The organism is Mucilaginibacter conchicola, from assembly GCF_003432115.1.
Classification (GTDB): domain Bacteria; phylum Bacteroidota; class Bacteroidia; order Sphingobacteriales; family Sphingobacteriaceae; genus Mucilaginibacter; species Mucilaginibacter conchicola.
Genome location: NZ_QWDC01000001.1, coordinates 1,114,425 through 1,138,674, shown reverse-complemented (window position 1 = coordinate 1,138,674; position 24,250 = coordinate 1,114,425). Strand labels below are relative to the sequence as shown.

Annotated in this window: 16 protein-coding genes; 11 read left to right on the top strand and 5 right to left on the bottom strand. The window is 45.2% G+C overall.

All coding sequences use genetic code 11. From position 1 onward, the window contains the following. Positions 1-55: 55 nt before the first annotated feature. Positions 56-1,093 carry a LacI family DNA-binding transcriptional regulator gene (locus tag D0C36_RS05000; RefSeq protein WP_117390451.1) on the top strand — a complete coding sequence of 346 codons (1,038 nt, stop codon included), beginning with the start codon at positions 56-58 and terminating at the stop codon, positions 1,091-1,093. Here D0C36_RS05000 and D0C36_RS04995 read toward each other — a convergent pair. Together D0C36_RS04995 and D0C36_RS04990 are read right to left on the bottom strand one after the other, a co-directional pair. Next, positions 1,035-1,859 carry a sterol desaturase family protein gene (locus tag D0C36_RS04995; protein WP_117390450.1) on the bottom strand — a complete coding sequence of 275 codons (825 nt, stop codon included), beginning with the start codon at positions 1,857-1,859 and terminating at the stop codon, positions 1,035-1,037. The two genes, D0C36_RS05000 and D0C36_RS04995, sit on opposite strands and share 59 nt — an antisense overlap. Positions 1,860-1,883: 24 nt before the next feature. Next, complete coding sequence (locus tag D0C36_RS04990; RefSeq protein WP_117390449.1) at positions 1,884-4,502, bottom strand: glycoside hydrolase family 2 protein; 2,619 nt, start codon at positions 4,500-4,502, stop codon at positions 1,884-1,886. Between the two features lie 252 nt (positions 4,503-4,754). On the opposite strand from D0C36_RS04990, the gene D0C36_RS04985 reads away from it, so the two are divergent. The 10 genes from D0C36_RS04985 (at position 4,755) to D0C36_RS04940 (ending at position 20,151) form a co-directional block, all read left to right on the top strand. After that, entirely contained in the window at positions 4,755-6,905 is a 2,151-nt protein-coding gene (locus D0C36_RS04985) for a glycoside hydrolase family 31 protein (protein ID WP_117390448.1), read from the top strand. 152 nt (positions 6,906-7,057) lie between these two features. Beyond that, on the top strand, positions 7,058-8,413 hold the full coding sequence (locus tag D0C36_RS04980) for a Gfo/Idh/MocA family protein (RefSeq protein ID WP_117390447.1): 1,356 nt from the start codon (positions 7,058-7,060) through the stop codon (positions 8,411-8,413). A 4-nt stretch (positions 8,414-8,417) separates the two neighbouring features. Continuing rightward, positions 8,418-9,458 (top strand): DUF6807 domain-containing protein, encoded by a 1,041-nt coding sequence (locus D0C36_RS04975; RefSeq protein WP_117390446.1) that lies wholly within the window; start codon positions 8,418-8,420, stop codon positions 9,456-9,458. A 50-nt stretch (positions 9,459-9,508) separates the two neighbouring features. Then, positions 9,509-10,915, top strand: coding sequence for a DUF3863 domain-containing protein (locus D0C36_RS04970; protein ID WP_117390445.1), 1,407 nt, complete (start codon positions 9,509-9,511; stop codon positions 10,913-10,915). A gap of 77 nt (positions 10,916-10,992) precedes the next feature. Beyond that, positions 10,993-11,592 (top strand): RNA polymerase sigma factor, encoded by a 600-nt coding sequence (locus D0C36_RS04965; RefSeq protein ID WP_117390444.1) that lies wholly within the window; start codon positions 10,993-10,995, stop codon positions 11,590-11,592. 72 nt (positions 11,593-11,664) lie between these two features. Continuing rightward, positions 11,665-12,606 (top strand): FecR family protein, encoded by a 942-nt coding sequence (locus D0C36_RS04960; protein ID WP_117390443.1) that lies wholly within the window; start codon positions 11,665-11,667, stop codon positions 12,604-12,606. A 149-nt stretch (positions 12,607-12,755) separates the two neighbouring features. Further along, on the top strand, positions 12,756-16,067 hold the full coding sequence (locus D0C36_RS04955; protein WP_117390442.1) for a SusC/RagA family TonB-linked outer membrane protein: 3,312 nt from the start codon (positions 12,756-12,758) through the stop codon (positions 16,065-16,067). Between the two features lie 22 nt (positions 16,068-16,089). Beyond that, positions 16,090-17,646 (top strand): RagB/SusD family nutrient uptake outer membrane protein, encoded by a 1,557-nt coding sequence (locus D0C36_RS04950; protein WP_117390441.1) that lies wholly within the window; start codon positions 16,090-16,092, stop codon positions 17,644-17,646. 66 nt (positions 17,647-17,712) lie between these two features. Continuing rightward, the gene (locus D0C36_RS04945; RefSeq protein WP_117390440.1) at positions 17,713-18,789 is read left to right on the top strand and encodes a metallophosphoesterase; all 1,077 of its coding nucleotides are present in this window, start codon (positions 17,713-17,715) and stop codon (positions 18,787-18,789) included. A gap of 12 nt (positions 18,790-18,801) precedes the next feature. Next, positions 18,802-20,151, top strand: coding sequence for an alkaline phosphatase family protein (locus tag D0C36_RS04940; protein WP_117390439.1), 1,350 nt, complete (start codon positions 18,802-18,804; stop codon positions 20,149-20,151). Positions 20,152-20,213: 62 nt separating this feature from the next. Here the strand turns inward: D0C36_RS04940 and D0C36_RS04935 are convergent, their stop codons facing one another. The 3 genes from D0C36_RS04935 to D0C36_RS04925 are packed head-to-tail and all read right to left on the bottom strand — an operon-like array spanning position 20,214 to position 24,241. Then, positions 20,214-21,353, bottom strand: coding sequence for a cytochrome-c peroxidase (locus D0C36_RS04935; RefSeq protein WP_117390438.1), 1,140 nt, complete (start codon positions 21,351-21,353; stop codon positions 20,214-20,216). 3 nt (positions 21,354-21,356) lie between these two features. After that, positions 21,357-22,886, bottom strand: coding sequence for a DUF6850 family outer membrane beta-barrel protein (locus D0C36_RS04930; RefSeq protein ID WP_117390437.1), 1,530 nt, complete (start codon positions 22,884-22,886; stop codon positions 21,357-21,359). Between the two features lie 5 nt (positions 22,887-22,891). Continuing rightward, positions 22,892-24,241 (bottom strand): DUF4876 domain-containing protein, encoded by a 1,350-nt coding sequence (locus D0C36_RS04925; RefSeq protein ID WP_117390436.1) that lies wholly within the window; start codon positions 24,239-24,241, stop codon positions 22,892-22,894. Positions 24,242-24,250: the final 9 nt, after the last annotated feature.

Genomic DNA, 24,250 nt, shown 5'->3' with positions numbered 1-24,250 from the left:
GGTTATTTTCATAACTTGAAAATAAAATATACCTTGCAGCATAAATCGGTTTAGTATGAGTAAAAAAGTATCAATTGTTGATATTGCCAATACGCTTAATATATCAAAAACAACGGTGTCGTTTATTTTGAATGGCAGGGCACAGGAGAAGAGAATAAGCGAAGAGTTGGTTGCTCGCGTACTTAAACTGGTTAAAGAAGTAGGCTATAAACCCAACTCGCTTGCAAAAAGCCTGCGTACCGGTAAATCAAATATTATCGGGCTGATGGTTGAGGACATCTCCAACCCCTTCTTCGCCAATATTGCCCGTTTGATAGAGGACAGGGCTTACGAAAAAGGCTACCGTATTATTTACTGCAGCACTGATAATAACTCAGAAAAAACCCGCGACCTGATCACCATGTTCCGCGACCGCCATGTGGATGGTTACATTATGGCACCACCCAGGGAGATAGAAGAAGATGTGAAGGAGTTGATAAACGCCGGCCTGCCGGTAGTAATGTTTGACCGTTATTTGCCGGGTGTAGATACCGACTACGTGGTGGTTGATAACGAGTTTAGTACATACAATGCCACCAAACATCTGGCAGAGCAGGGGTACAGCAAAATTGCCTTTATTACTTTCTCATCAGAGCAAAGCCAGATGCTGGATCGTATAAACGGGTATAAAAATGCCTTGAAGGACAGCAAGCTGAAACCATTTTTGAAAGAGATAGAATTTAACCGTAACGAGGCGCTTATCATAGAGCCTTTGACTGCTTTCCTGAAAAAGAACCAGGATATTGATGCCGTTCTTTTTGGTACCGACCACATTGGCACCTGCGGATTGAAAGTGATCAAACAGCTGGGTATGAACGTGCCTGATGATGTGGCCGTTGTATCCTTTGATGATTACGACGTGTTTAAGCTTTACTCGCCACCTGTGAGCGCTATTGCCCAGCCAATAGAGGCTTTGGCCGATAACGTGATAAGCCTGATGCTGAAAAAGCTGGATAACAATGCAGCGAATAATACCACGCAGAAGATAACGCTTTCTACAAATTTGAATATCCGTGAGTCGTCTCTGCAGCATTCAAAGACTGCGGCTGAATAGCATCACCGAAACGGCGCTGCTGCACTTTATCGTATTCTTTTTCGTAGTCGGGATGCTCGGTTTTCATCAGCCTGTCCCAAAACCTGAAGTACAGGCTGTAGTTGCCTTTAAATTTGCTGTGGTGCAGGTTATGGTAGGTTGAGGTATTGATGATCTTAAACAGCGGCGATTTCCTCAGCCGTTTTGGCGCAATCTCGAACCCCAAATGCCCGTATACGTTGATAATAAATCCCACCACGGTAAATAAACCGATGGTAATAGGATGCATAGGCAGCGTAAACGCCAGCACTACCAGTACAAAACCTTCCGTCCAGGCCTCAAAAAAGTGGAACGAATATGATGCCCAAGGCGATGGTGTAACCGATTTATGATGCACCAGGTGTGTGTATTTAAACAATCGGGGATGATGCAATAAGCGATGCATCCAATAAAAATAAGTGTCGTGGATAATAAGGCTGATTATTAAACTTACAGGGATCCACCAAGCGGGGTAATCGCCCACATTAGCGTAGATCAAAGTATAATTGCGCAGCGGTGTAAACAGCAACGCTAAAGCGATCACCGTAAAAACTGCCGTGGTTTGCATTGAATGGAGTATCTCCCGCAAAAAATCCTTTGCATTCGCGGCTCGTTGCTGGATCCTCGACCGCTCAAAACGGCCTTTCAACAATACATAAAAAAACAGAAATGGTATGCCGGCTATTACAAAATAGCGTATAGCGGTTACGCTGAATATCCTGATGATAATATCTGTAAAGTGTTGCATACCAGTCCTGTTTAAGTTTGCATTTTAATTATTATAAGCCTTTACATCCAGTTTATAGCCTTGTGCCAGTTGACCGGCCTCTACCTCAACTTTTACCTGTTTGCTTTCGCCCTGCATTAAGCTGAAGTAGCTATCGTTCACAAAGGCCGGTAATATCTGCCCGCCTTTGTTGTTCAGCAATTGCGCTCTTATGCCGAAAGCTGCGCTGGTTTTAGAGTTATTGGTAACGGTGTAAGTGATAACTTTGTGTCCCTCAGCAGCATTGGTAAGCTGGCCCTTGCTTATTTGTAAAGACGAACCAACTGCCGGCATATTGTTTAAAGCGGTGTAATTCAGGTGTTTTTTTCCTATCCAGTAGAAGTTTTCTGATACTAATTTCTTATTAGCATCCGTCAGCTTCAGTTTCAGGAAGTAAACATCCGGCAGGGCCGTGGTATCCTTACCCGCAAAAGCGTTGAAGGCTTCGGTAGCTGATGATATAGGTGCGTTGATGGTTTTAATGCTTGAGTAGCCCGAAATAAGCTTGCCATTTAAACCGTAGACCTCTGCCTGCGCGGTAAGGTTATTTATAACGTAGTTATTATTGTTGATGACCTTTACCGAGCTGGTAGCCGCATTCCACTGGATGTGCACCGGCTCGCAGGCCATTTTAGCACCGAAGTAAGCACCGGTCAAATCGTAATAGTAATCATACGTTTGCCATATCATGGATGGATAGGCCGATTGGCTCATCCATATCAGCATGCCGGTGGCATCGTTCCATAAATGGTCGTTCCAGCCTTCAAACATGGCCTTCATGGTCTCCACGTTCAGCATCTGGGCTTTTTTACAAAAATCTTCCAGCGATTTTGCATCGCCATAGCTCTTGTTCACGTCGGCTACATATTTTGCGGGTGCTGCGCCGCCGCCCAGGTCGCCGTTGGTGCTAAAATAGTGCCTCGCCCACATATTCTCCTTGCTGTCCACCGATTGCGGTGTAGGAGCCACCCAGTAATCCTTCGGCATAAATTTCTTAAAGCTTTCAACGTTTACGAAGGTGGCCGTGCCCAGCTCGCTGCGCATACCCCATGATCCTTTGGAGAACAGGTAGCCGTTATGTGGGTCGGTAAAGTAAACCTTAGGGTCGGCATTGCTCCAGTTACCACTACCTGAAAGGTTACGGCTGCCACCATGGATAGAAAAATTAGGGTTAGTATCACCCGCGTTTGATCGGGCAATGTACAAACGCTGGCCTTCATCATTATCTTTAATGGCGTTTTTGATAGCCATGCTCAAAGCGCCCGTGGTGTCTCCGCCCGGCAAACCCTCGTTGGCACCGCACCATATCACGATGGACGGATGATGGCGGTATTTTTTTACCTTTTCTACCGCGTTAACTGCGAAATTCTTTACGCTATCTACAGGGCCGAAATTGTTGAGCCAGAAATCATCCCAAACCATAATGCCGTACTTGTCGCAGTATTGATAAAATGCTTCGTCGGTAACCTCACCCGTCCAGTTGCGGATGATGTTGAAATTCATTTCCTTGTGGAAACGGATGCGCGGCTCATAATCCTTACCGCGTACCTTCAGCATATAATCGCTCATGCCCCAGTTGCCGCCTTTAAGCAGGATAGGTACATTGTTCACATACACCCTCAGTCGGCCGTTAATGCTGGTAGTATCTGCCGATACCTTGCGGATACCGAAAGTTTGCGTATTTACGTCAGATAAATTCTTATCATCCAGGCTAAAGCTAACCTTGCAGGTGTAAAGGTCTTGTTTACCGTAACCATTTGGCCACCAAAGGCGCGGGTTCTTAACGTTCAGTTGAGCGTACTTCGTTTTATCGAAGCTGACAGTTTGTTCTGAGTTGGCTTTAACCGTGATCTGCTCGCTGCTCAGCACAATGTTGCCCGGCTGGATAGTTACTTTTAATTTACCACTTACCGCGTTATTTGTGCTGTTTTTTAAACCTGTGTTAACCATCAGTTCGGCCAGGTTTTTACTGATGAGTTTGGTACGCACCTGCGGATCCTGTATCACAACAGGGCCGGTGCTGGTAAGGGCAACGGTATCGGTGATACCACTATTCAGGCCAGGTACGGCAGGCATCCAGTCCCAGCTGCCGCTGCTGAGGTAAGTAGGAGCCTGGCGGTTAGCCAGTCCAAAGCTTGCATCAGGCGGCGTGATGAGCACCGCAATCGCATTGGGTTTACCGTTGTTCAGCAGATCGGTAACATCATATTGCCCGCGCTGCACAATACCTTGTATAGTACCAATGTGCTTACCGTTAAAATAAACCTCGGCGCGTTTGTGTACGCCGTTAAAGTTTAACCAGATCCTTTTGCCTGACGGTTTTGCCGAAAACTCGGCGCGGTACCAGTAAGGCTGGTTGTATTTGGCTTTATCTACTTTATAAATGTTCTCAGAATAATCGGGGTTGGCTTCCTTGCCGGCCTTTACATAGGCGTAGAACACCGTGCCGGGTACAATGCCGTCTATCCATTGGGCGTTTGTAAACCCGGGAGATGATACATCGGCACCGGTAAATTTACCGGCACTTTGCGGAAACAGTTTCCATTTTAATGGCGCAGTAGTTTGCGCACACAAGTTAAGCGTTAATAATAACGAGGTTAAAAAGGCAATAAAAGGTTTAAACATTGGAAGGTTTATTTGCAGGCAAAGTAAATTAATAAATCGATTTAGCAAAATTTATTTATACTGGTGTTTTGTATTTTTATTGATTATCAGGTATTTATGTTTTGTGCATTGGCGTTCACGGTGTTCATGGCGTGAACGTGAATACCTGTTTCTGTCAGATAATGTATATTTGATAACAATAAATTAAAATATTTCTTCGATTATTGAATGCTAAATCGATATTTTAGCCACCGAACCTATTTATAAACCATCATGATATCTGTTCCATTTAAAGTGCTTTTGGCATTAACGGTAGTTTGTAGTCTGATAAACCCTGCATCGGCCCAGCAAAGGCAGGTAACCGAAGTTGCCCCCGGCGTAAAGAAAATAAGCATAGGGCAGGCCGATAAATTCAGTCCCTACAGTTTTTGCGATGAAAAGCCGCAGCTTGCCGCCATGCAGCAATTGCCCGCGGCTAAACTGCCTTTTGATATCAACAACATTGCCGTAGCCATTACCGATCGCGGCGTGGTAGTTGAAGTGCCACTTGATGGCGACGAGCAGCTTTATGGTTTCGGTTTGCAGATAGGCTCATTCAACCAGCGTGGCCTGCGCAAAAAGCCTATAGTGAATGATAACCCATCAAACGATCTGGGTTACACCCACGGGCCAACAACCTTTTACGTATCCAACAAAGGCTATGGTATTTTGGTGAATACATCGCGCTATACCACTTTTTATTGCGGTTCTACTTCAAGAAATAACGGTGCAGTAGCCGCTGTTAAACAAACCAATGGCGGTAACTCTGTAGAAGATTTGTACGCTAATAGATCAGGCGCTTCTGGCGTGGTATCGGCAGATGTGCCCGGTGCTAAAGGTATTGAGATCTATGTTTTTGAAGGACCTGATATGCTGAGCGCCATGCAGCGCTACAACCTTTTCTCGGGCGGTGGTGCCTTGCCTGCCATTTGGGGGCTCGGTGTAAAATACCGTGTTAAAGCCGATTTTAAGCAGGACGAAGTAAAGAAAACAGCCGCCTATTTCCGTAATAATCATATCCCAGTTGATGTGCTGGGCCTGGAGCCGCGCTGGCAAACCACGGCCTATTCCTGCTCTTACGTATGGAATAAGGATTTCTTCCCGAACCCTCAAAACCTGATCGATAGTATGAAACTGCAGGGCTACCATATTAATCTTTGGGAGCACGCCTTCGTTAATCCTGCCTCGCCCTTGTACGAGCCGCTGAAGAACAAGTCGGGTAATTACCTGGTGTGGAATGGCCTGGTACCCGATTTTGCCAACGCCGCCACAAGTAAACTGTTTGCCGGTTACCACGAGAATACTTTCATCAAGCAAGGCATCTCCGGCTTTAAAATGGACGAGTGTGATAACTCCAACCTCAGCTACGGCAGCGCCACCTGGAGTTTCCCGGAACACAGCCGTTTCCCTTCGGGGATAGATGGCGAGCAGATGCACCAGCTGTTTGGTTTGCTGTATCAGAAATCCATCTATAATGTTTATAAGCAGAACAACATCCGCACTTATCTGGATGTGCGTGCTTCAAGCTCATTTGCATCATCGTACCCGGCAGCATTGTACAGCGATACCTATGAACATGACGAGTATATCCGCATGGTAGTTAACTCGGGTTTCTCGGGCATGATCTGGTCGCCTGAGGTGAGGGAATCAAATACCGTTAAAGACCTGATGCGCCGCAGCCAAACCGCCGTGCTATCGGCCCAAACGCTTTATAACTCCTGGTACCTGCAAAACCCGCCATGGCTGCAGATCAATAAAGAAAAGAACAACCATGATGAGCTGATGGCAGATTCCAAACAGATTGAGGCCGATGTTCGCCAGTTGCTTAACTTCCGCATGAGTTTGCTGCCATACCTGTATAATGCTTTTGCTGAGTATCATTTTAAGGGCATCCCACCATTCCGCGCCTTGGTGATGGATTATCCTAATGATGAAAAAGTATTCGGCATATGGGACGAATACATGATAGGGCAGGGCATACTGGCCGCGCCACTTACCGAAAAGGCCGACCAGCGCAAAATTTACCTGCCTGCCGGTAACTGGTATGATTTTAACACCGGAAAAAAAATGGAAGGCGGTAAAGAATATACCATCCAGCCAACCTACACCCAACTGCCCATCTTTATAAAAGAAGGTACCATATTGCCGTTAGCCAAACCGCTTGAATATGTTGCGCCGAACAGCCAGTTTGATATTACCTGTTACGTGTATGGTGATAATGCCAAAGGAACTTTATTTGAGGATGATGGTATAACCTTCAATTACGAAAAAGGGAAGTATAACAGCATTGGTTTGAGTTATGAGAACGGCAAAGGAAAACTGAACCGCAAAGGCAGCTTCGGCAACAAAAGGTACGCTATCAAAAAGTGGGAAGTGGTAAAGTAGATATCAGAGGGCAATTGTAATAATCATGAGACGGTAGGGCGAAAATATCTGTCAATCTTACTGTTTTATTATTTGCTTTTGTATCTTCAATAATATTTGTGGCGCTTTCCCCTGATTAGCGGCCACTGCTTTACCAATTATAGCTACCTTTTATGAACAATTCGCGTCGTGATTTTATCAGGCAAACTTCTATTGCCGGGGCTGGTGTTTTATTGGCCAAAAACGGTTTCAGTGCAAAAAGTTATAAACGCATTATAGGTGCAAACGACAGGGTGCGCGTGGGTGTTGTCGGTTTTTCTGACAGGCACAAAAACTCGCACATCCCGGCATTTATGAACCATTATAAAGAGTTGAACTTTGAGGTGGTTGGCGTATCTGATATATGGAAACGCCGCCGCGAAGAGGGTGCCGCAGTCTGGAAACAGAAGATGCAAAACGATGTGAAGGCCTATCGCAATAACGAGGAGCTTTACAACAGCAAATCAGTAGATGCGGTATTTATCAGCACGGCAGATTTCCAGCATGCTCGCCATGCCATTGAGGCGGTACAGGCAGGTTGCGATGCTTATGTAGAGAAACCCTTTGCCGAAACCATGGAAGATAACCGTGCGGCGCTGAAGGCCATAAAAGAAACAGCTAAAATTGTGCAGATAGGTTCGCAACGCAGGAGCGGGGCAAACTACCACGCCGCTAATGATTTTATCCGCTCGGGCAAGTTTGGCGATATTACTATGGTTGAACTGACCTGGAACGTGAACCAGCCCGGCCGCTGGCGCAGGCCCGATCTGATACCTCTGCTGAAAGAAGAAGATACCGACTGGAAGCGTTTTATCATGAACCGCCCTTTCGAGAAATTTGACCCGAGGATATATCTCGAGTACCGCTTGTTTTGGCCATACTCATCAGGCCTGCCCGGCCAGTGGATGAGCCACCAGATCGATACCGTGCACTGGTTTACAGGTTTAAAACATCCGCGCAGCGTGGTGGCTAACGGCGGTATTTATATGTGGAAGGATGGCCGCCGTAACTGGGACACCATCACCGCGGCATTTGATTATGGCCCCGCTGATGACCTGTCTAAAGGCTTTCAGGTGACATTCGGCTCGCGTATGCATAATGGCGACGAGCATCCTAAAGAAATTTATTACGCTAACGGTGGCGAACTGAACCTCGATACCAACAAAGTATCGCCGGTAGGTGGGCTTTCGCAGGATATGGCCGATGCCATGCACATGAAGGCCAATCTGCTGCCCGAAGTTAGTCTTACCAGTAGCGAAAAGGTGGTAGCATCTGCCAATACCGGCGGCGATGTGCTTACTTCAAACCACGTACGTAACTGGATGGAATGTGTGCGAAGCCGCAAGCAGCCAAACGCGCCTGTAGAGGCGGGTTACAGTCACTCTATTGCCAACATCATGACCAATGCTGCCGTGCATACCGGCTACAAGGCTACCTTTGATGAAAAAACACAGGAAGTAATGGCCAACGGTAAAGTATTTAAATACTAAAGCCATGAATAAACTTGCCTTACGGATAATGGCGACTGCTTTTACCGCCATGCCGTTTATTGCACAAGCCCAGCAAACTGAACGGGTGGATGTTATTCCGCATGCCAATAAAAAAAATGTAGATGTGCTGATAGGCGGCAAGCTGTTTACACAGTTTATTTATCCTGATAGTTTGGAGAAACCTGTGCTTTACCCGCTATATTCGGCGGGTGGCGCTATTGTAACCCGTGGTTTCCCGCTGGCACCGCGACCTGATGAACCGAACGATCATCCGCATCATTTGGGCCTCTGGTTCAACTTTGAAAATGTTAACGGATTGGATTTCTGGAATAACTCGTACGCCATCCCGAAGGAAAAAAAGAACGCCTACGGATGGATAAAAACAGATAAGGTACTAAAAACCGGCAGCGGCAAAACCGGCGTACTGGAATACCACGCCAACTGGACAAACCAACAAGGCAGCGTTATTTTAGAAGAAACTACTCACTTTGAGTTCAGTGGAGATAAGAACCAGCGCGTAATAGATCGCATCACCACCCTAAAAGCCGATACCCAAACCGTTTTTACCGATGCAAAAGACGGGATGCTTGGCCTGCGCCTGGCACATGAGCTGCAAATGCCCACTACTGAAGACCAAAAGTTCACAGATAATAAGGGCATTGTAACCGTAGTAAAGGGCGGTACCGATAAGATTGCCAATGGCAATTACCTTACCAGCGAAGGTAAAACCGGCGACGCCGCCTGGAGCAGCCGCGCGGTGTGGTGCAAAGTTTACGGCAAAATGGGGTCTGATTCGGTGAGTATTGCCATTATTGATCATCCTAAAAATCCCAACTATCCAACTTTTTGGCATGCAAGAGGATATGGGCTTTTTGCAGCAAACCCACTTGGCGAGAAAGTGTTTACCAATGGCAAATCGGCTAAGAACCTGACGTTAAAAAAAGGCGAGTCGGTTACGTTCAGATATCGCATCGTTATCACTAACGGCGCTAAAACCTTGAGTAAAGACGAATTAGATAAAATGGCCACGAACTTTGGTAAGTGATGTTTTGATACGCCAAAAAATGTCCATTTTTGGATATACCACAAAAATAAATGGACAGAAGATCGTTTGTAAAAAATACTTGTTTAACGGGCGCTGGGTTGTTGGCCGGTACGCAGCTGCTTAATGCTATGCCCATAGGTATGTTGGCCCCAACGCAGTTAATGGGCGGCAGGTTTGTTACCCTGTGTATCATGATCCGCACCACGCCCTGGGAAGTATCAAGAGATGTGAAACTGCACCCGCGTGATGAGGGAAAATGGCATACGCTTGAAGGCGTCAAAAGGCTTCGTGAGGCTTTTGGTACCAATAATCCGAATGGGCGTTTAACCTGGGGCTTTACGCTTAATGCGCTCGAAGATAAGCGCACTAATTTTGCCCAAATAAGAGAATATGCCGCTTATTGCCACGCAAAGTATGGCGATGAAGTAACTGTATTCCCCGGATATTTCCCGGCTATGTACCTGCCGCCCGCGCGTATCAATAAAGAGCTGTCAGAAGCCTTGCAGATCATATCAGGTTTTGTGGGGAAGCGGTACAAGCCACAATCTGTAATTGGTGGTTTTTTGCCTGCCGAATCATTAAAATATTTAGCCGATAAAGAGAATATCCACGTGGCCCAGGCCGTGATCTGGAGTCAGCATAATATTGATGGGGGCGGGGCAGATGGCTCACTATCGTATCCTTACTATCCATCTACCGAACATTTTTGCAAGCCGGGCCAGGGTAAGAAAGATCTGATAGATTGTGTTAACCTTGATGGCTGGTCGATGGATTTTATTTGTGCGCGGCAAAGCGGGCAAACCGGCCACGAGATAACCGGCTATAATAGCCGCCGCGGTGTGGGGCCTATTGAAACGTACAAAGGCTGGGGACTTGATTTGGGGCACCGCGAGGTAATGCATACACAATCTATCCATTTTGATAAGGGTGTTGAGCTCAATGGCTTTGGCTGGGTGCCTAATATTTGGGAAGCGCAAATGGTATATGAGTTTGGCATGGACTTTATTTGCGACGCCATGAAAATGTGGGTAACGGACACACTTAAGCGCTGGCCCGATACACAATGGGTAAGTTTTGGTGAGTTTGGAAACATCTGGCGTAACCACTATAAAAGCAATGACGATTATAACTACAAATTTGTAGAGCGCGGTTGCGGATTGGGCGATTCTTACAATAATCTCGAGATCCGCTGGTTTATGAATAAGGCTTTCAGGTTAGCTTTGCTGCGCGACTGGCACCATGATACCCCTGAAATGGTGATCGATTTTACAAGGTATGACCTGCCTGCACATGAACCAACAGGCGCCCGGCCAGATCATCCTGTTAAAGACTGGAGCATCATTAACCGGATTAACCAGAAAGGACTACGCCCCGAGGATAAGCCAGTGCAGTTAAAAGAACTAACAGCCCAGGAGCAAGCCTTGATCTATAAATACTGTCCTGAGCTTAAAGCTTAATATCTCGTTTGATATTTTGCGTACACTCCGTTTCCTTAAAACTAACTTAACATTAGGCGTATATTTTTGCGTAATAAATGATAACGCAACAAATTTCAGATACGGAGCTTTTACTCCTGATAAAAGAGAACGATCACTCTGCGTTTGATCTGTTGTTTGACCGTTATTGGGAACGCCTTTACCGTGCAGCCCTCGCCCGCGTAGATGACGATTCTGTTGCCCAGGACATTGTTCAGGAGCTGTTTATTAAACTTTGGGAGCGCAGGAATAAACTTGCCATCCAATTATCGTTAGAGAATTATTTGCTTAGTGCGGTAAGGTTTAGTGTGATAAGCCATTTCCGTTCAAAAAATGTAAACGAGGTAAGGCTTGATGATGCCCTGCAGCGTGTGCATTTGCTTGAAGCATCCATCAATGAAAATGCCGGTTATTTTGAGCTGGAGAAAACGCTGGAAGACGCCCTGAGTAAAATGCCCGATATGCTTCAAAAAGTTTATGAATTACGCAGCGCCAACAAACCTGTTAAAGAAATAGCAGGCGAACTGGGTGTTGCCGAGCAAACAGTAAAAAACTATATCTCAGAAGTACTACGTCGCTTACGCATTGCCATAGTAGATAAGCATCCCGAAAAACAGGTTACTTACCTTGCACTCATTATTGCCATCCTTAATAAATAATTAACGTAAACTTCATTGTAATTAAAAGTACCTGCGGGCCTTTTCAGCGACATATAACTGAAAACCCAAAGGATGGATATTACAAAGTTCAGAAAGAAATTAGAGCGGTATTTAAAAGGCACTGCAAACGAAACCGAAAGTGCTATAGTTGAAGCCTGGTACAAATCATACCAGGATGCGGAAGAAGCGGAGATAGGCTCTGAAAATAAAGAGACCGTAAAAAATGCTATCCGCCAAAAAATACACAAAACTACAACCACGCCCGTTATAAAATTAAAGTGGCGTAACTATAGCGTGGCAGCAGGCTTACTGCTGGTATCAGGCATTGCTTTGTTTTTTATTAAAAACAGGGGGCAAGCCACATCTGAAGATATCTACACTACTTTACAAACCAAAGCAGGCGAAGTTAAACAGATCGTATTGCCTGATAGTTCGGTGATGTGGGTAAACTCATTAAGCAAGGTGCGCATCCCTGCGGCCTTTAACGGCTCCATCCGTAATATTTTGCTTGATGACGGGGAGGTATTCCTAAAAGTAAAACACAACGATGCTAAACCATTTAGGGTAAATACTCATACCCTGCAGGTACAGGTACTGGGTACATCATTTAACGTAAAGGCCTACGCAAGTATTAAGCATACCAGTGTGGCGGTTGCTACCGGCAAGGTGGCAGTTAGTACGGCGGGTAAAAGGCTTTCGTTTCTTACGCCGGGGCAGGAGTTGGTTTTTGATGAAAAAACCAAAGCTTTTAAACAGAACAACATAGATATATCTGCAACACAAGGCTGGAAAGATGGCGAAACCTACTTAACCCAGGCCAATTTCGACGAACTGTCGCTGATAGTAAAAAACATGTTCGGCCTTAAACTTAAGGCGGCCAGTAAGGCTGTAGAGCAGTACCAGTTTACGCTGCGCCTAAAACGCAACATGCCGGCAGATGACGCGCTGAAAATCATCAGTTTGATACACAATACACATTTCAGAAGGGAGGGCGATGAAGTAGTGTTATACTAAAAAAATAACCGGCTTCTGTTACAGCAGAAACCGGCCAAAATTTTAAGCAAACCAAGTTTCGACGCGAAGTTTGCCCGGCTCAGCAATCAATTACTTATTACAAAGCAATCAAAAATATGAATTTTCATCCAGAGTTATGGAGGCATTTTATGCGCATCACATTTCTACTATTTTCCATTTTATTAACCGGCCTTTTGTCGGTGCAGGCCAGTGGGCTTAACGCACAGGGCATAAATACCCGCATTGATATTTCTTTTGAGAACGAGTCGCTTTCATCAGCGGTAAAAAAGATCGAGAAGAAAGCCAATCTGGTATTTGCCTATGACGAGGTTTATTTAAAACTGAGCGATAAGCACGTTAAAGGTTCTGTTTACCAGGGGCAAACGGTGCAGGCTATCCTTACAGGTTTATTAACCCAACAGGGCATAGGTTTTAAAGAGCAGGGTGGCAACATATTGCTTTTTAAACAGGCCGCGGGTAAAATTACCGGTAAAGTAACTGATGATAAAGGCGAACCTTTACCCGGCGCAACCGTACGTATAGCAGGCACAACATTAGGTGCCACTACTGATGTTAATGGCGATTACAGCATTACCGCGCCAGAGGGTAGCTACACGTTAACAGTAACGTTTGTAGGTTTTAAACAAGCCGAGGTTAATGTTACCATCACCGGCGAGCGTACCACAGTAGAGAACATAAAACTATCTGCCGGCGCAATGCTGCAGGAAGTTACCGTAAGTTATGGTAAACAAAGAGCAAGGGAAATTACAGGCTCAATTGCGCAGTTAGATGCAAAGCAGCTTGATGATATGCCCGTTAACCAGTTTGCCCAGCAATTGCAGGGTAAGGTTGCAGGTGTGCACATTGCGCAAAGCAGTGGGCAGCCGGGCCGTGGGGTGGAGTTCAGGATACGTGGGGCTGCATCGTTTTACGCCAGTAACCAGCCGCTTTTTGTGGTAGATGGTATCCCGGTTACGGGTAGCATCAACAACATTAACCCGTCTGAAATTGAGAGCTACAGCGTTTTAAAAGATGCATCGGCAACGGCACTGTATGGTTCAAGGGCTGCAAATGGCGTGGTGTTGATCACCACCAAACATGCTAAACCGGGCGATACCAAAATCGAGTTTAACTCCAACTACGGTATTCAAAAAATACCCAGCGAGCGTGTGCCAAAAATGATGGATGCGCGTGGCTTTGCGCAATACATGAAAGAGAAGTTTGAGGATGCGCGCAAATATGAAACCAATTACACTACAGCAACACCGGTAGAGTACCAAAACCCCGAGCAATACGGCGAAGGTACAAACTGGTACAAATTGCTTACACGCACAGCACCAATCCAGAACTATGATCTTACCGTACAATCGGCACGCGAAAACTCATCATCAACCGTGATATTTGGTTACCAGGAGCAACAGGGCGTATTGATAAATACTGGTACAAAATTGTACTCGTTAAGGATAAATCAAGATCTGAGCCTGCTACATAACCGTATCAAAATTGGCTTTAACGTAGCCCCAAGCTACCGCCTTGACCATAACAACCGCCTGGGTACTGATGGTGTGGGTGGTTTGTTTGAAAGGATATTTGAAGCAAGCCCGTTAAAATCGCCTTATAACGCGGATGGTACTTATAACCGCGATACCTATTCGCCGGGTATGGTGGCTTACATTAACCCGCTGGCTCAGTTTAACCTTACGCAGGATGATTATAAAACCACGCGTATTTTAGGTAATGCCTATTTCAATTACGAGTTTATAAAAGGCCTTAGCTTAAAAACAAACTTTGCGGTTGATAAAGGTAACGAGAGCCGTAAGTACTACCAATCCGGCGTTGTAACATCAACCATTAACCAACCCGTTGGTATAAGCAGCTCGGCCGATAACGGTTCATACACCGCTGAGGCAAACTTTGTGTTCAACAGAACTATCGCTAACGATCATAATATCGAAGTACTTGCAGGCTACTCTGCCCAAAAGTATAGTGGTTACAGCAATTCTTTAAGAGGATTGGGTTTCCCTGATGATAACATTCCTTATCTGAGTGCCGCTACCAGTTTGGCAGAAGGTGGCAGCACTTATTCAGCATACTCTTTATTATCGAGCATTGCGCGTGTAAACTATAACTATAAAGGCAAATACCTGTTACAGGGCGCTGTACGCCGCGATGGTTCATCTCGTTTTGGTGCCGATCAAAAGTATGGTACATTCCCATCTGTATCTGCAGGCTGGGTAGTGAGCGACGAAAGCTTTATGCAGAATATAAAAGCACTTAGCTTGTTTAAAATAAGGGCCAGTTACGGTATTACCGGTAATAACTTCTTTGGCAACTACGAGGCTCAGGCAACCCTGGGCAAATACTACTATGCCGCCGACGGTAATTCTGCCCCGGGCCAAACCATCAACAGGCTGGAGAACGTTAACCTGCGCTGGGAACGTAACAAACAATTTGATATCGGTTTCGACCTGTCATTGCTTAACAACCGCTTAAACATTACTTATGATTATTACCACAAAATATCAGATGGTTTGATCATGAACAGGCCTATTCCCAAAGCATCAGGCTTTACAAGCATATTGGATAACGTGGGTGTGGTTGCACTTTGGGGCCACGAGGTTTCTGTGAGCAGCACCAACCTTACAGGCAAATTTAAATGGAATACCAACTTCAACATATCGTTTGATAGAAACATTATTAAGGATCTGGTTGATCCGGGCTTTATCCGCAGAAACAACACCGTTTCTTCAGATTATTACCGCCAGCAGGAAGGCCATCACCTGGGCGAGTTCTATGGCTTTGTTTTCCAGGGATTATATAAAGACGCCAATGACCTGGCTAACTCTGCAAAGTACGGCACCGCATCTGATGTTGGCACCATTAAAGTTAAAGATATTAACGGCGATGGCGTTATTGATGATGTTAACGACCGTACCTTCATCGGCGACCCTACACCAACCTTTACCGGTGGGTTAACCAACTACTTTTCGTATGGCAATTTTGATCTGAGTATCCATACCGCTTTCTCGGTTGGTGGCCAAATTCTGAATGCTGCTAAATGGGCCTACCAAAGCAACCTCGACGGTTCAAGGGTGATGCTTGCTGCAGCTGCAGACAGGTGGAGATCTGAAGAGAATCCGGGTTCGGGTGTATATCCGCGTACCAAAACCGGTACTACGGCAATGGGCAGGCAGGTAAACTCGCAATGGTTAGAGAACGGCTCATACCTGTCTATCAAAAACATCTCTTTAGGTTACCGTATCAACCTTAAAAATACACTGATGAAAAGTTTAAGAGTTTATGGCTCGGTTCAGCAGGCATTTGTAATAACAGGTTACTCGGGCCTTAACCCCGAGATAAACTTTGCCGGCCAGGACCCAACCCTGGGTATAGGTGTTGATGAAAATGCCTACCCTGTACCAAGAACATTCTCTTTGGGTTTATCAGCAACTTTTAAATAACAGATAAAACAGCTAACGCTATATGAAAAAGATATATATGATACTTGCAGTGCTTGCCATATCGGCATCATCATGCAAAAAAGATTTTATAGACCTGGTGCCCGAGGATTCTTACATAGGTGAGACGTTTTATAAAACACCAGACCAGTTTAGACAGGCGGTTATCGCAGCTTATACACCGCTAAAAGATGTATTGCTGAACGATTACTTTACCTCTGAAATGCACTCAGATAATTCTATTTATCAGCCTTACCCAAGCAATAGGGGTACAGCTTATATCTATCGCGAGCAGATCTCAGATTTTACCAATACCTCAACCAACGATTACGCAAACGCGGTTTGGCAGCATTGCTACACCGGTATATCACGTACTAATATTGTAATTGAGCGTTTACCTGCGGCCACGTTCGACGCGGCAGTTAAAGCACCTTTAGATGGTGAAGCTAAGTTCTTAAGAGCGTATTACTATTTTAAACTGGTAAGGTTATACGGTGGTTTACCATTGTTTTTAAAAGAGGTAAAAAATGCCGATGATGCATTTAAAAAGCGCGCTACTGTAGATGAAGTGTACGCCCAGATAATTGCTGATGCAAAGGATGCGATAAGTGAACTGGCGCCACCAGCAAAGTTTCCGCAATCGGGCTATGCAACAAAAGGTGCGGCTACCATGCTACTGGCCGAGGTCTATGCTACCCAAAAGAAATGGGCCGAAGCAGAGACACTGTTAAACACGCTATCGGCAATGGGTTACGGCTTAAACGCCAACTACGCCGATGCATTTTCGCCAACCAATAAAAACAGTAAAGAATCGATATTTGAGGTGCAGTACCTTAACGGCAGCGTTTTGGGTACCAGCCCAAACCCACTTCCGTTTCAATTTTTGCCACGCAGTACCAATATCAGTATTGTTTTAGCAGCCGTTGTTGATGGTAAAGGTGCAAATATCAATAACAGTTCAACAGGCGGCTGGAACACCCCAAGCCAGGATCTTATTGATAGCTATGAGCCTGGTGATAACCGGCTTGATGCATCAATTGGTATTGCAGAAGGTACTTATAATACCAGTAACCTTTTTGTTTATTCGGCTAATAAAAGTATCATCAACTACACGCCTGCAAGTGGTAAAGTAGGTGTGCCGTACATTAAAAAATATATGCACTCGCCTGTGGCCACAACGCTTGGTACAAACGATAATTTCCCTATCTACCGCTACTCTGATGCGTTGTTGCTATTGGCCGAAGCACAGAACGAGCAAGGTAAATCGCCTATGACGGCGCTAAGTGCAGTGCGTTCACGCGCAGGTTTAACAACCGCATCGGCAGATCCGGGTACTTTACGTAACGTTATAGCGCACGAGCGCCGTGTTGAACTGGCCTTTGAAAATCACCGCTGGAATGATCTGGTGAGAACAGGTAAAGCCATTGAAACAGTTAATGCATTTGGCGATAAATTAAGAACACAGGTAAATTACCTTACATCTGATGCTTACAAGCTTAACCAAAACAAACTATTATTCCCTATACCACAGTACGAGGTGGAACTGAACCCATCCGGGATGATCCAAAATCCCGGTTATTAATTTCGTTATACCCGGCAGGCTAAATGGCTTGCCGGGTAATTTTATCTGTCAACACATTTTAATGATATGAGAAACAACAAGAACATGAAGACTGCCGCTTTGCTTACAGGCTTATTGTTTACCGGGGTAGCGGCTAATGCTGCTGCCATCACCAATGATATGCTTCCGCGTACATCGGTAGTTATAGATACTGTTTTAAATACACCAGGCAAGCCTGCAGTGGTTAAACCCGGCGATTTTTCAATAGCCGTACTGCCCGATACTCAATACTACCTGGCGCAGGCGCAACTGGGCGGCACCTTTGATATGTTTAAGGCACAGATAGATTGGATACAGAAAAACCAGGCTAAAGAGAATATTGCTTACGTGGCCCACATGGGCGATATAACCGAGCATGGCGACAACCCTGTAACATCAAAATCAGAGTGGTACCTGGCTAAGACAGCATTATACGGATTGGAAAATCCGGTTAGTATTCCTTACGGTTTAAGTGTAGGGAACCACGATCAGTTTCCATCCCAGTATCCTGTTAAGGGCACTACCAATGGGTACAATCAGTATTTTGGGGTGAAACACTTTGAAGGGCGCCCTTATTATGGTGGTCATTATGGCAACAACAACGATAGCCATTACGATAAATTTACTGCAGGTGGGGTTGATTTTATTGTTTTGTTTCTTGAGTTTGATTCTCATAACGAAGACCAGGCAAATTTATACGCCTGGGCAAACGGCATCCTGAAAGAGAATGCCCAGCGTAAAGCTATTGTGGTAAGCCATTCTATCATCCACTTTAACCCTGTTAAGGGCTCAAACACACCGCAGGCACCTTTTAATGCCGAAGGTAAAGCCATTTACGAAAGTCTTAAAGCCAACTCCAATTTGTTTATGATGCTTTGCGGCCACGTTGGCGATAACGGCGAAGGCTACCGTACCGATGTTTATGAAGGCCATAGCATTAAAACCTTCCTTAACGATTACCAGAGCAGGCCAAACGGTGGCAATGGCTTAATGCGCCTCTATAAATTCTCAGTAAAGAAAAACGAACTGAGCGTTAAAACATTTTCGCCGTATGCCAACGTAACCGAAACAGATGGCGACAGCCAGTTTACAGTTCCTCTGTTTGATAACCCATCATCTAAATAAACATCTATTATCATGAATAAAGTATTAAAGAGCCTTGTTGTGTGCTTGTTATTGGCTACAGGAGTTAAGGCTCAAAAACACGTTGTACTCATCAGCATTGACGGACTTAGGCCCGAGTTTTACCTCGACCCCTCGTGGGGAATGGTTAACCTGCGCCAGGCCATGAACACCGGCTCGTATGCAGAAGGCGTAAGAGGAAGCTTCCCAACGGTTACTTATCCATCACACACTACCATTGTATCCGGTGTGTTGCCGGCTAAACATGGTATTTATTATAACACCCCGGTTGAGCCGCTGGGCATTACCGGCAAATGGTTTTGGTATTATAAAGATATAAAAGTACCAACCTTATGGACGGCAGCTAAGCAAGCAGGCCTGGTTACGGCAGGTGTAAGCTGGCCGGTTACCGTTGGTGCACCTATTGATTATAATTTGCCTGAGTTTGTGATATTGCCAAAAAACAAGGGTGAGAAAAAGGATGAAATAAAAGCATTGTACGATGAATCGAACCCGAAAACTCTTTTTGAAGAAGTGCAGGACAATGCCATAGGCAAATTGGGAGAGTTTGGCGCAACCCTTGATTATTACACCAACGACCAGAACAAGGCACGTATGGCCGGCTACATACTGCGCAAATATAAACCTGGCTTTTTGGCGATACACATAGGCTTAACTGATCATTTTGAGCACGAGCAAGGTAGGGATGGCGATAAAGTACGCTCTGCGGTAGTGGGCGTTGATGTTGCATTGAAAACCATGTTTGATGCTATTGAAATGGCGGGCCTTAAAGACAGTACCACCTTCATTGTAACCGGCGACCATGGTTTTGTTGACATCCACACGCAGGTTAACCCAAACGTGATGCTGGCAAAAGCAGGGTTGTATGACGATGCAAACAAAGAAGGCTGGAAAGCTTACTTCCAGGCCAGCGGTGGCTCGGCATTTTTACATCTGCGCAACCCTAATGATAAAGCAACACTTGAAAAAGTAAACAAGGCGCTTAATGCCTTGCCCGAGGGGACTAAGAGACTCTTCCACGTGCTTAATAAACAGCAGGTTGCCGATGCCCAGGGCGACCCGAATGCACCTATCGCACTGGCGGCTTACCAGGGTATCAGCTTTGGTGCCACTGCCAAAGGTGAACTGCTTACCGCAGCAAAAGGCGGTACACATGGCTATCTGCCTACTGATTTTAAAGAGATCCAAACCGGTTTTGTGGCCTTTGGCCGTGGTATAAAACCCGGTGTAGTTTTACCGCTGATAGGACAGGAAGATATTGCACCTATAGTAGCAAAATTGCTTAACCTGCAAATGCCGGGTATTGACGGCGTTCTTTACCCCGGGTTATTTACAGCTAAGTAGAGATTATCAATTTAAATAAAAAGCCCGCAGAATTTCTGCGGGCTTTTTATTTATTACGCCACCTACTTCGGCATTTCAGGCGCCTGTATTCGCCATGGCTCAGTGGTAATACTATTCAAAAATGCAATAAGAGCCTCTTTTTCGGTTTTAGATAGGCCCAGGCGTTTAATAAGCGGATCTGTTTTTGGGAACAAAGGATCGTTTAGTTGGTCGGGGCGGGGCTTTGGTTGTGGCATGCCGGCATTGTACATGTTTATCACACCCTCAATATTATCAAACAGCCCGTTATGAAACCAAGGGCGGGTGCGCATGATATTGCGTAATCCGGGTGTTTTAAATTTGCCAACGTCTTCAGGTTTCTTTGTGATGTTGTACCGGCCAAGGTCTTCATACTTATCGCGGCCATAATAGGTGAGGCCGAGGTTATGAAAATCATCATCGGTAAATAAAGGGCCGTAATGGCAGTTCATACAACGCGCTTTTGTGCGGAATAAATGAAGGCCCTCTATCTGCTGGTCGGTAAGGCGTTTGCTGTTCCCTTCCATAAAGTAATCAAAATCGCTTTTGCGACTGGTAAAAGTGCGCTGGTAATCTGCCAATGCTGTGGCTATGCGTTCTGTAGTGATCTTTTTATCACCGAATGCATCTGTAAACAGCGCTTTATAACCATTTATTTTACCCAGCTTTTTTGGCAGAGCAGCAAAATCCTGGTGCATTTCAATATCTGAACCAATAGGGCCTTCCAATTGCTCTTCCAGGCTTTTTGCACGGCCATCCCAGAACAAATTTTTAAGGTACCAAACGTTCTCCAACGACGGGGCATTGCGCTGGTTAGGTGATTGATCATGACCCAGCGATACGCGTTTACCATCAGCCCAGTTCATATCTGGCGAGTGGCAACTGATGCAGGAGATCTGATTAGAGCCTGATAACCGCGGATCGTAAAAAAGCACTTTACCCAGCGCTATTACTTTCTCCAGCTCTTTTTGCTTTGAAGCGATGGGGGCTTTTGGTAAAGCGGTAAGCTCAGCCCAATGCACGCCACTATCAACATTAGGCTTTGGCCATTCTGCAGCAGGGTGGGAGTAGATTGCTCTCAATGAGTCTGCAGGAAGTGCGTTATAACTGCTTTTGCTGTTGTAAAAGCCCAGTTGCACCATTGTAAAAATAGCAGCCAGCAAACCAAACAAAACTTTCTTCATGGGCTAAAAATAAATAATCAGGCTTAATGAGGTAAATAAACGGTGACCACCTGGTTTAAAAGTGCCCTGATAATCATAGGCATAATTTTTTAAGGGCCTGGCGTAAGTGGTATTTAAGCGAATACCGCTATTGATGCCTTTAAAAAGGTGAGGGGTTAAATAACTCACCTCGGTATTTAAAAATAAAGCCGAAGTGCTGAAATACACATGATCCGGCGCAGCAATGTTATCTGTAAAATATTGGTACAAGCCGGTTGTAATGCTTAGATCCCGCTGTTGCGGTAAACGCAGCGACGGCTGCAGTTTAAATGATGCCCGGCTGTAATTATGATATTTTTTGTACAATGCGACTGATAAGCCGGGTTGCAGATAGGATTGCAACGAACTAACCCCGCCGCTAATGTCGCGGTGGCTAATTTGCTGATAGCCCACGTTAATGCCAAACTCGGGCACCAACTCAAAATTGCTTTGGCTTTTAATAAAACTGTAACCGGCATTTACCGATGTAGTGTGATAACGGTAATTGGTGCCACCGAGATTTACGTTTTCATCATAACCATTTTGCCATGCAGCATCAGCAAAAAACTGGTGTTTATACCGGCCACTGTAAGCCAGTAAGGTTTTTACTTTATAGGTGTTTAAATTAAATGTGGCAAATAGCAAATCGTTTTCTGATTTTGATAATGGCAATAAGTTTTTTTCAGTATCGCTGGCATAGCTGAAGTTTGCGCCCAATTGCCATTTGTTCAACTGTGCAGCATAATTAACGTGATAGCCACCAAAAGAATATTCCCGTTTAAATCTCCTTTCGTCGGGCCGGTCGCTGTAGCCGTAGCCACGCACCAGGTATAGTATCCTATCAGGGTACATGTTACCTGTAGAATACTGCGAGTTCTTGAAACCAACGCTCAGGTCTTCGTTGCCGTAACCAATATCGGTACCTATCCCAATAAAATGATTTCCCGCATGGTAAACCACTTCGGGTTTAAGCAACATCTTAAAGGTTTGTATAGATGGCCTCGGATCTACCGACCGGGTGGTGTTATTGTACAAATAATCGATGCCTGATGCGATATAAAGTTTATCCTTCAACAGTTCATAGCTCAACAGCCCCGTAAGCGTATAATTTAAACGGCGATATTGCCCCGGCTTGGCCGCCATGTAATAAAAAGGTGTTACATCAGTAGATAAACCCTTCATTACGTTACCCAGGCTATCCTCTGTCATTCGTGTAAAATCAAATGAGCCGCGCATTTTGAACCGGCCAAGTGTTTGGATACCACTGGTGCCAAAATGAATGGCATTATTACTTTCGGCCTGTTGCGATGTTCTGAAATGCCCGCTTTGCGTATCATAACTCAACGCATTACTACTTAACGACCGGTAAAGCGCGCTAAGCAATTGCGTGGCATTTTGGCCTGCAAAATCAACAGAACGCTTGCCCTGTTCAAAAAGCAATACGCTGTCGGGCTGTATTTGTGCAAATACAGCCCCCGGCAGCGTAATAAATATCAGAATGATCAAATATCGCATCCAGATCAATTAATAAATGATGTTGCTGATTTAGAAGGATCGGCTTTTATCAGTACACCAAAATCGTTAGTTGAATTGTTGGTGTCTTGCAACACAATACGGCCGTTAACCACGCGGCGCGTTTTACGCACTACTGATTGTGATGAGTAAGAACCACCGGTAACAAATATTTCGCCACCATCAAGCAGGTCTGGCAATTGTTTTGGTACACGCGATGCCGCAACAGCATGTTGTAAACCTACACCATCAATAATATAGCTGATAGGTATTTGTGTAGAAAGTGTGCTTGTTGCCGTTACTACGGTTTTATCAGGCGTTGCGTAACGCGGCAGGTTCTTTACATCGGCAGCAGTTTTAAAGATCATGATACCATCGCGGCCCAGGTTATCTATCACAAGGTCGCGGTTACCACCACGGTTAATAACCACAACGTTAGGTACCGCAGGGTTATCTATGTCTGATGCCAATGGGTTAATACCGTCCTGGTTGCCCAGGTAAACCTCAAAGTCAGCAGCAGAAAGATCTACCGTTAGCTCCGGTTTGTTAACGCCTATAGTTTTGCCTGTGGCATCGGTATAAGGGGCTTTGTGGTTAAGTGCATTTGCCGCTATAATGATGCTTTTGCCCGGTTCAACAGGGTATTGTTTGCCTGTACCCGGGATCATGAACAATGATTTTGAGTAGATGTAATCAGTGTTGGCTTTATCGTTGTTCATGTCAACAGCTTTTGTCCAGTCCCAGCTACCGTTGGCCTGGTAGTAACCTTTGGTAAAATCAATACGGGTAGCTACTGCGCTTACGTTTTCTACCTGGCCAAAATAAAGGCTATCAGCATATAAGGTTTCGTTTGAGTTGTTGTAGATCTCGATGAATTGATCGCGGAACAATGCACCATCCTTTATGTCAGAACCGGCGTAGTAAACCTGTTTTATCACAAAGTCGCCAATACGGCCCGCTTTTAAAGTGATGGCTGCAGAAGCTGCTTGCTGCACGTTTTGGCGCGAAATGGAACCGTTAAAAACAACATCGTCTTCAACATTGGTACCTGCCTTGGCATTATAGTCGCTCGCTTTAATAGTTAGTGTTGCGGCTATGTTGTAATCACCGGGAGATAATGAGCTGAAGTTTACAGTACCGTCTGTTTCGGTTTTACCGGTGTAGGTTTGGTTGGTAACCAGGTTGGTGGCTGTAACTTTTAGCTGGCTCATGTCAAAACCGTAGGTTGCATTATCGGCATCAAATGCTGTTTTTACGCTTAATGAAGCCAGTTCAATGTCTTTAGGGTCGTTCTTTTTACAGGATGTTGCGAGTACAATAAAACTCAGCATTAGAAAAAGGTAGTTGATATGTTTCATATTATATGG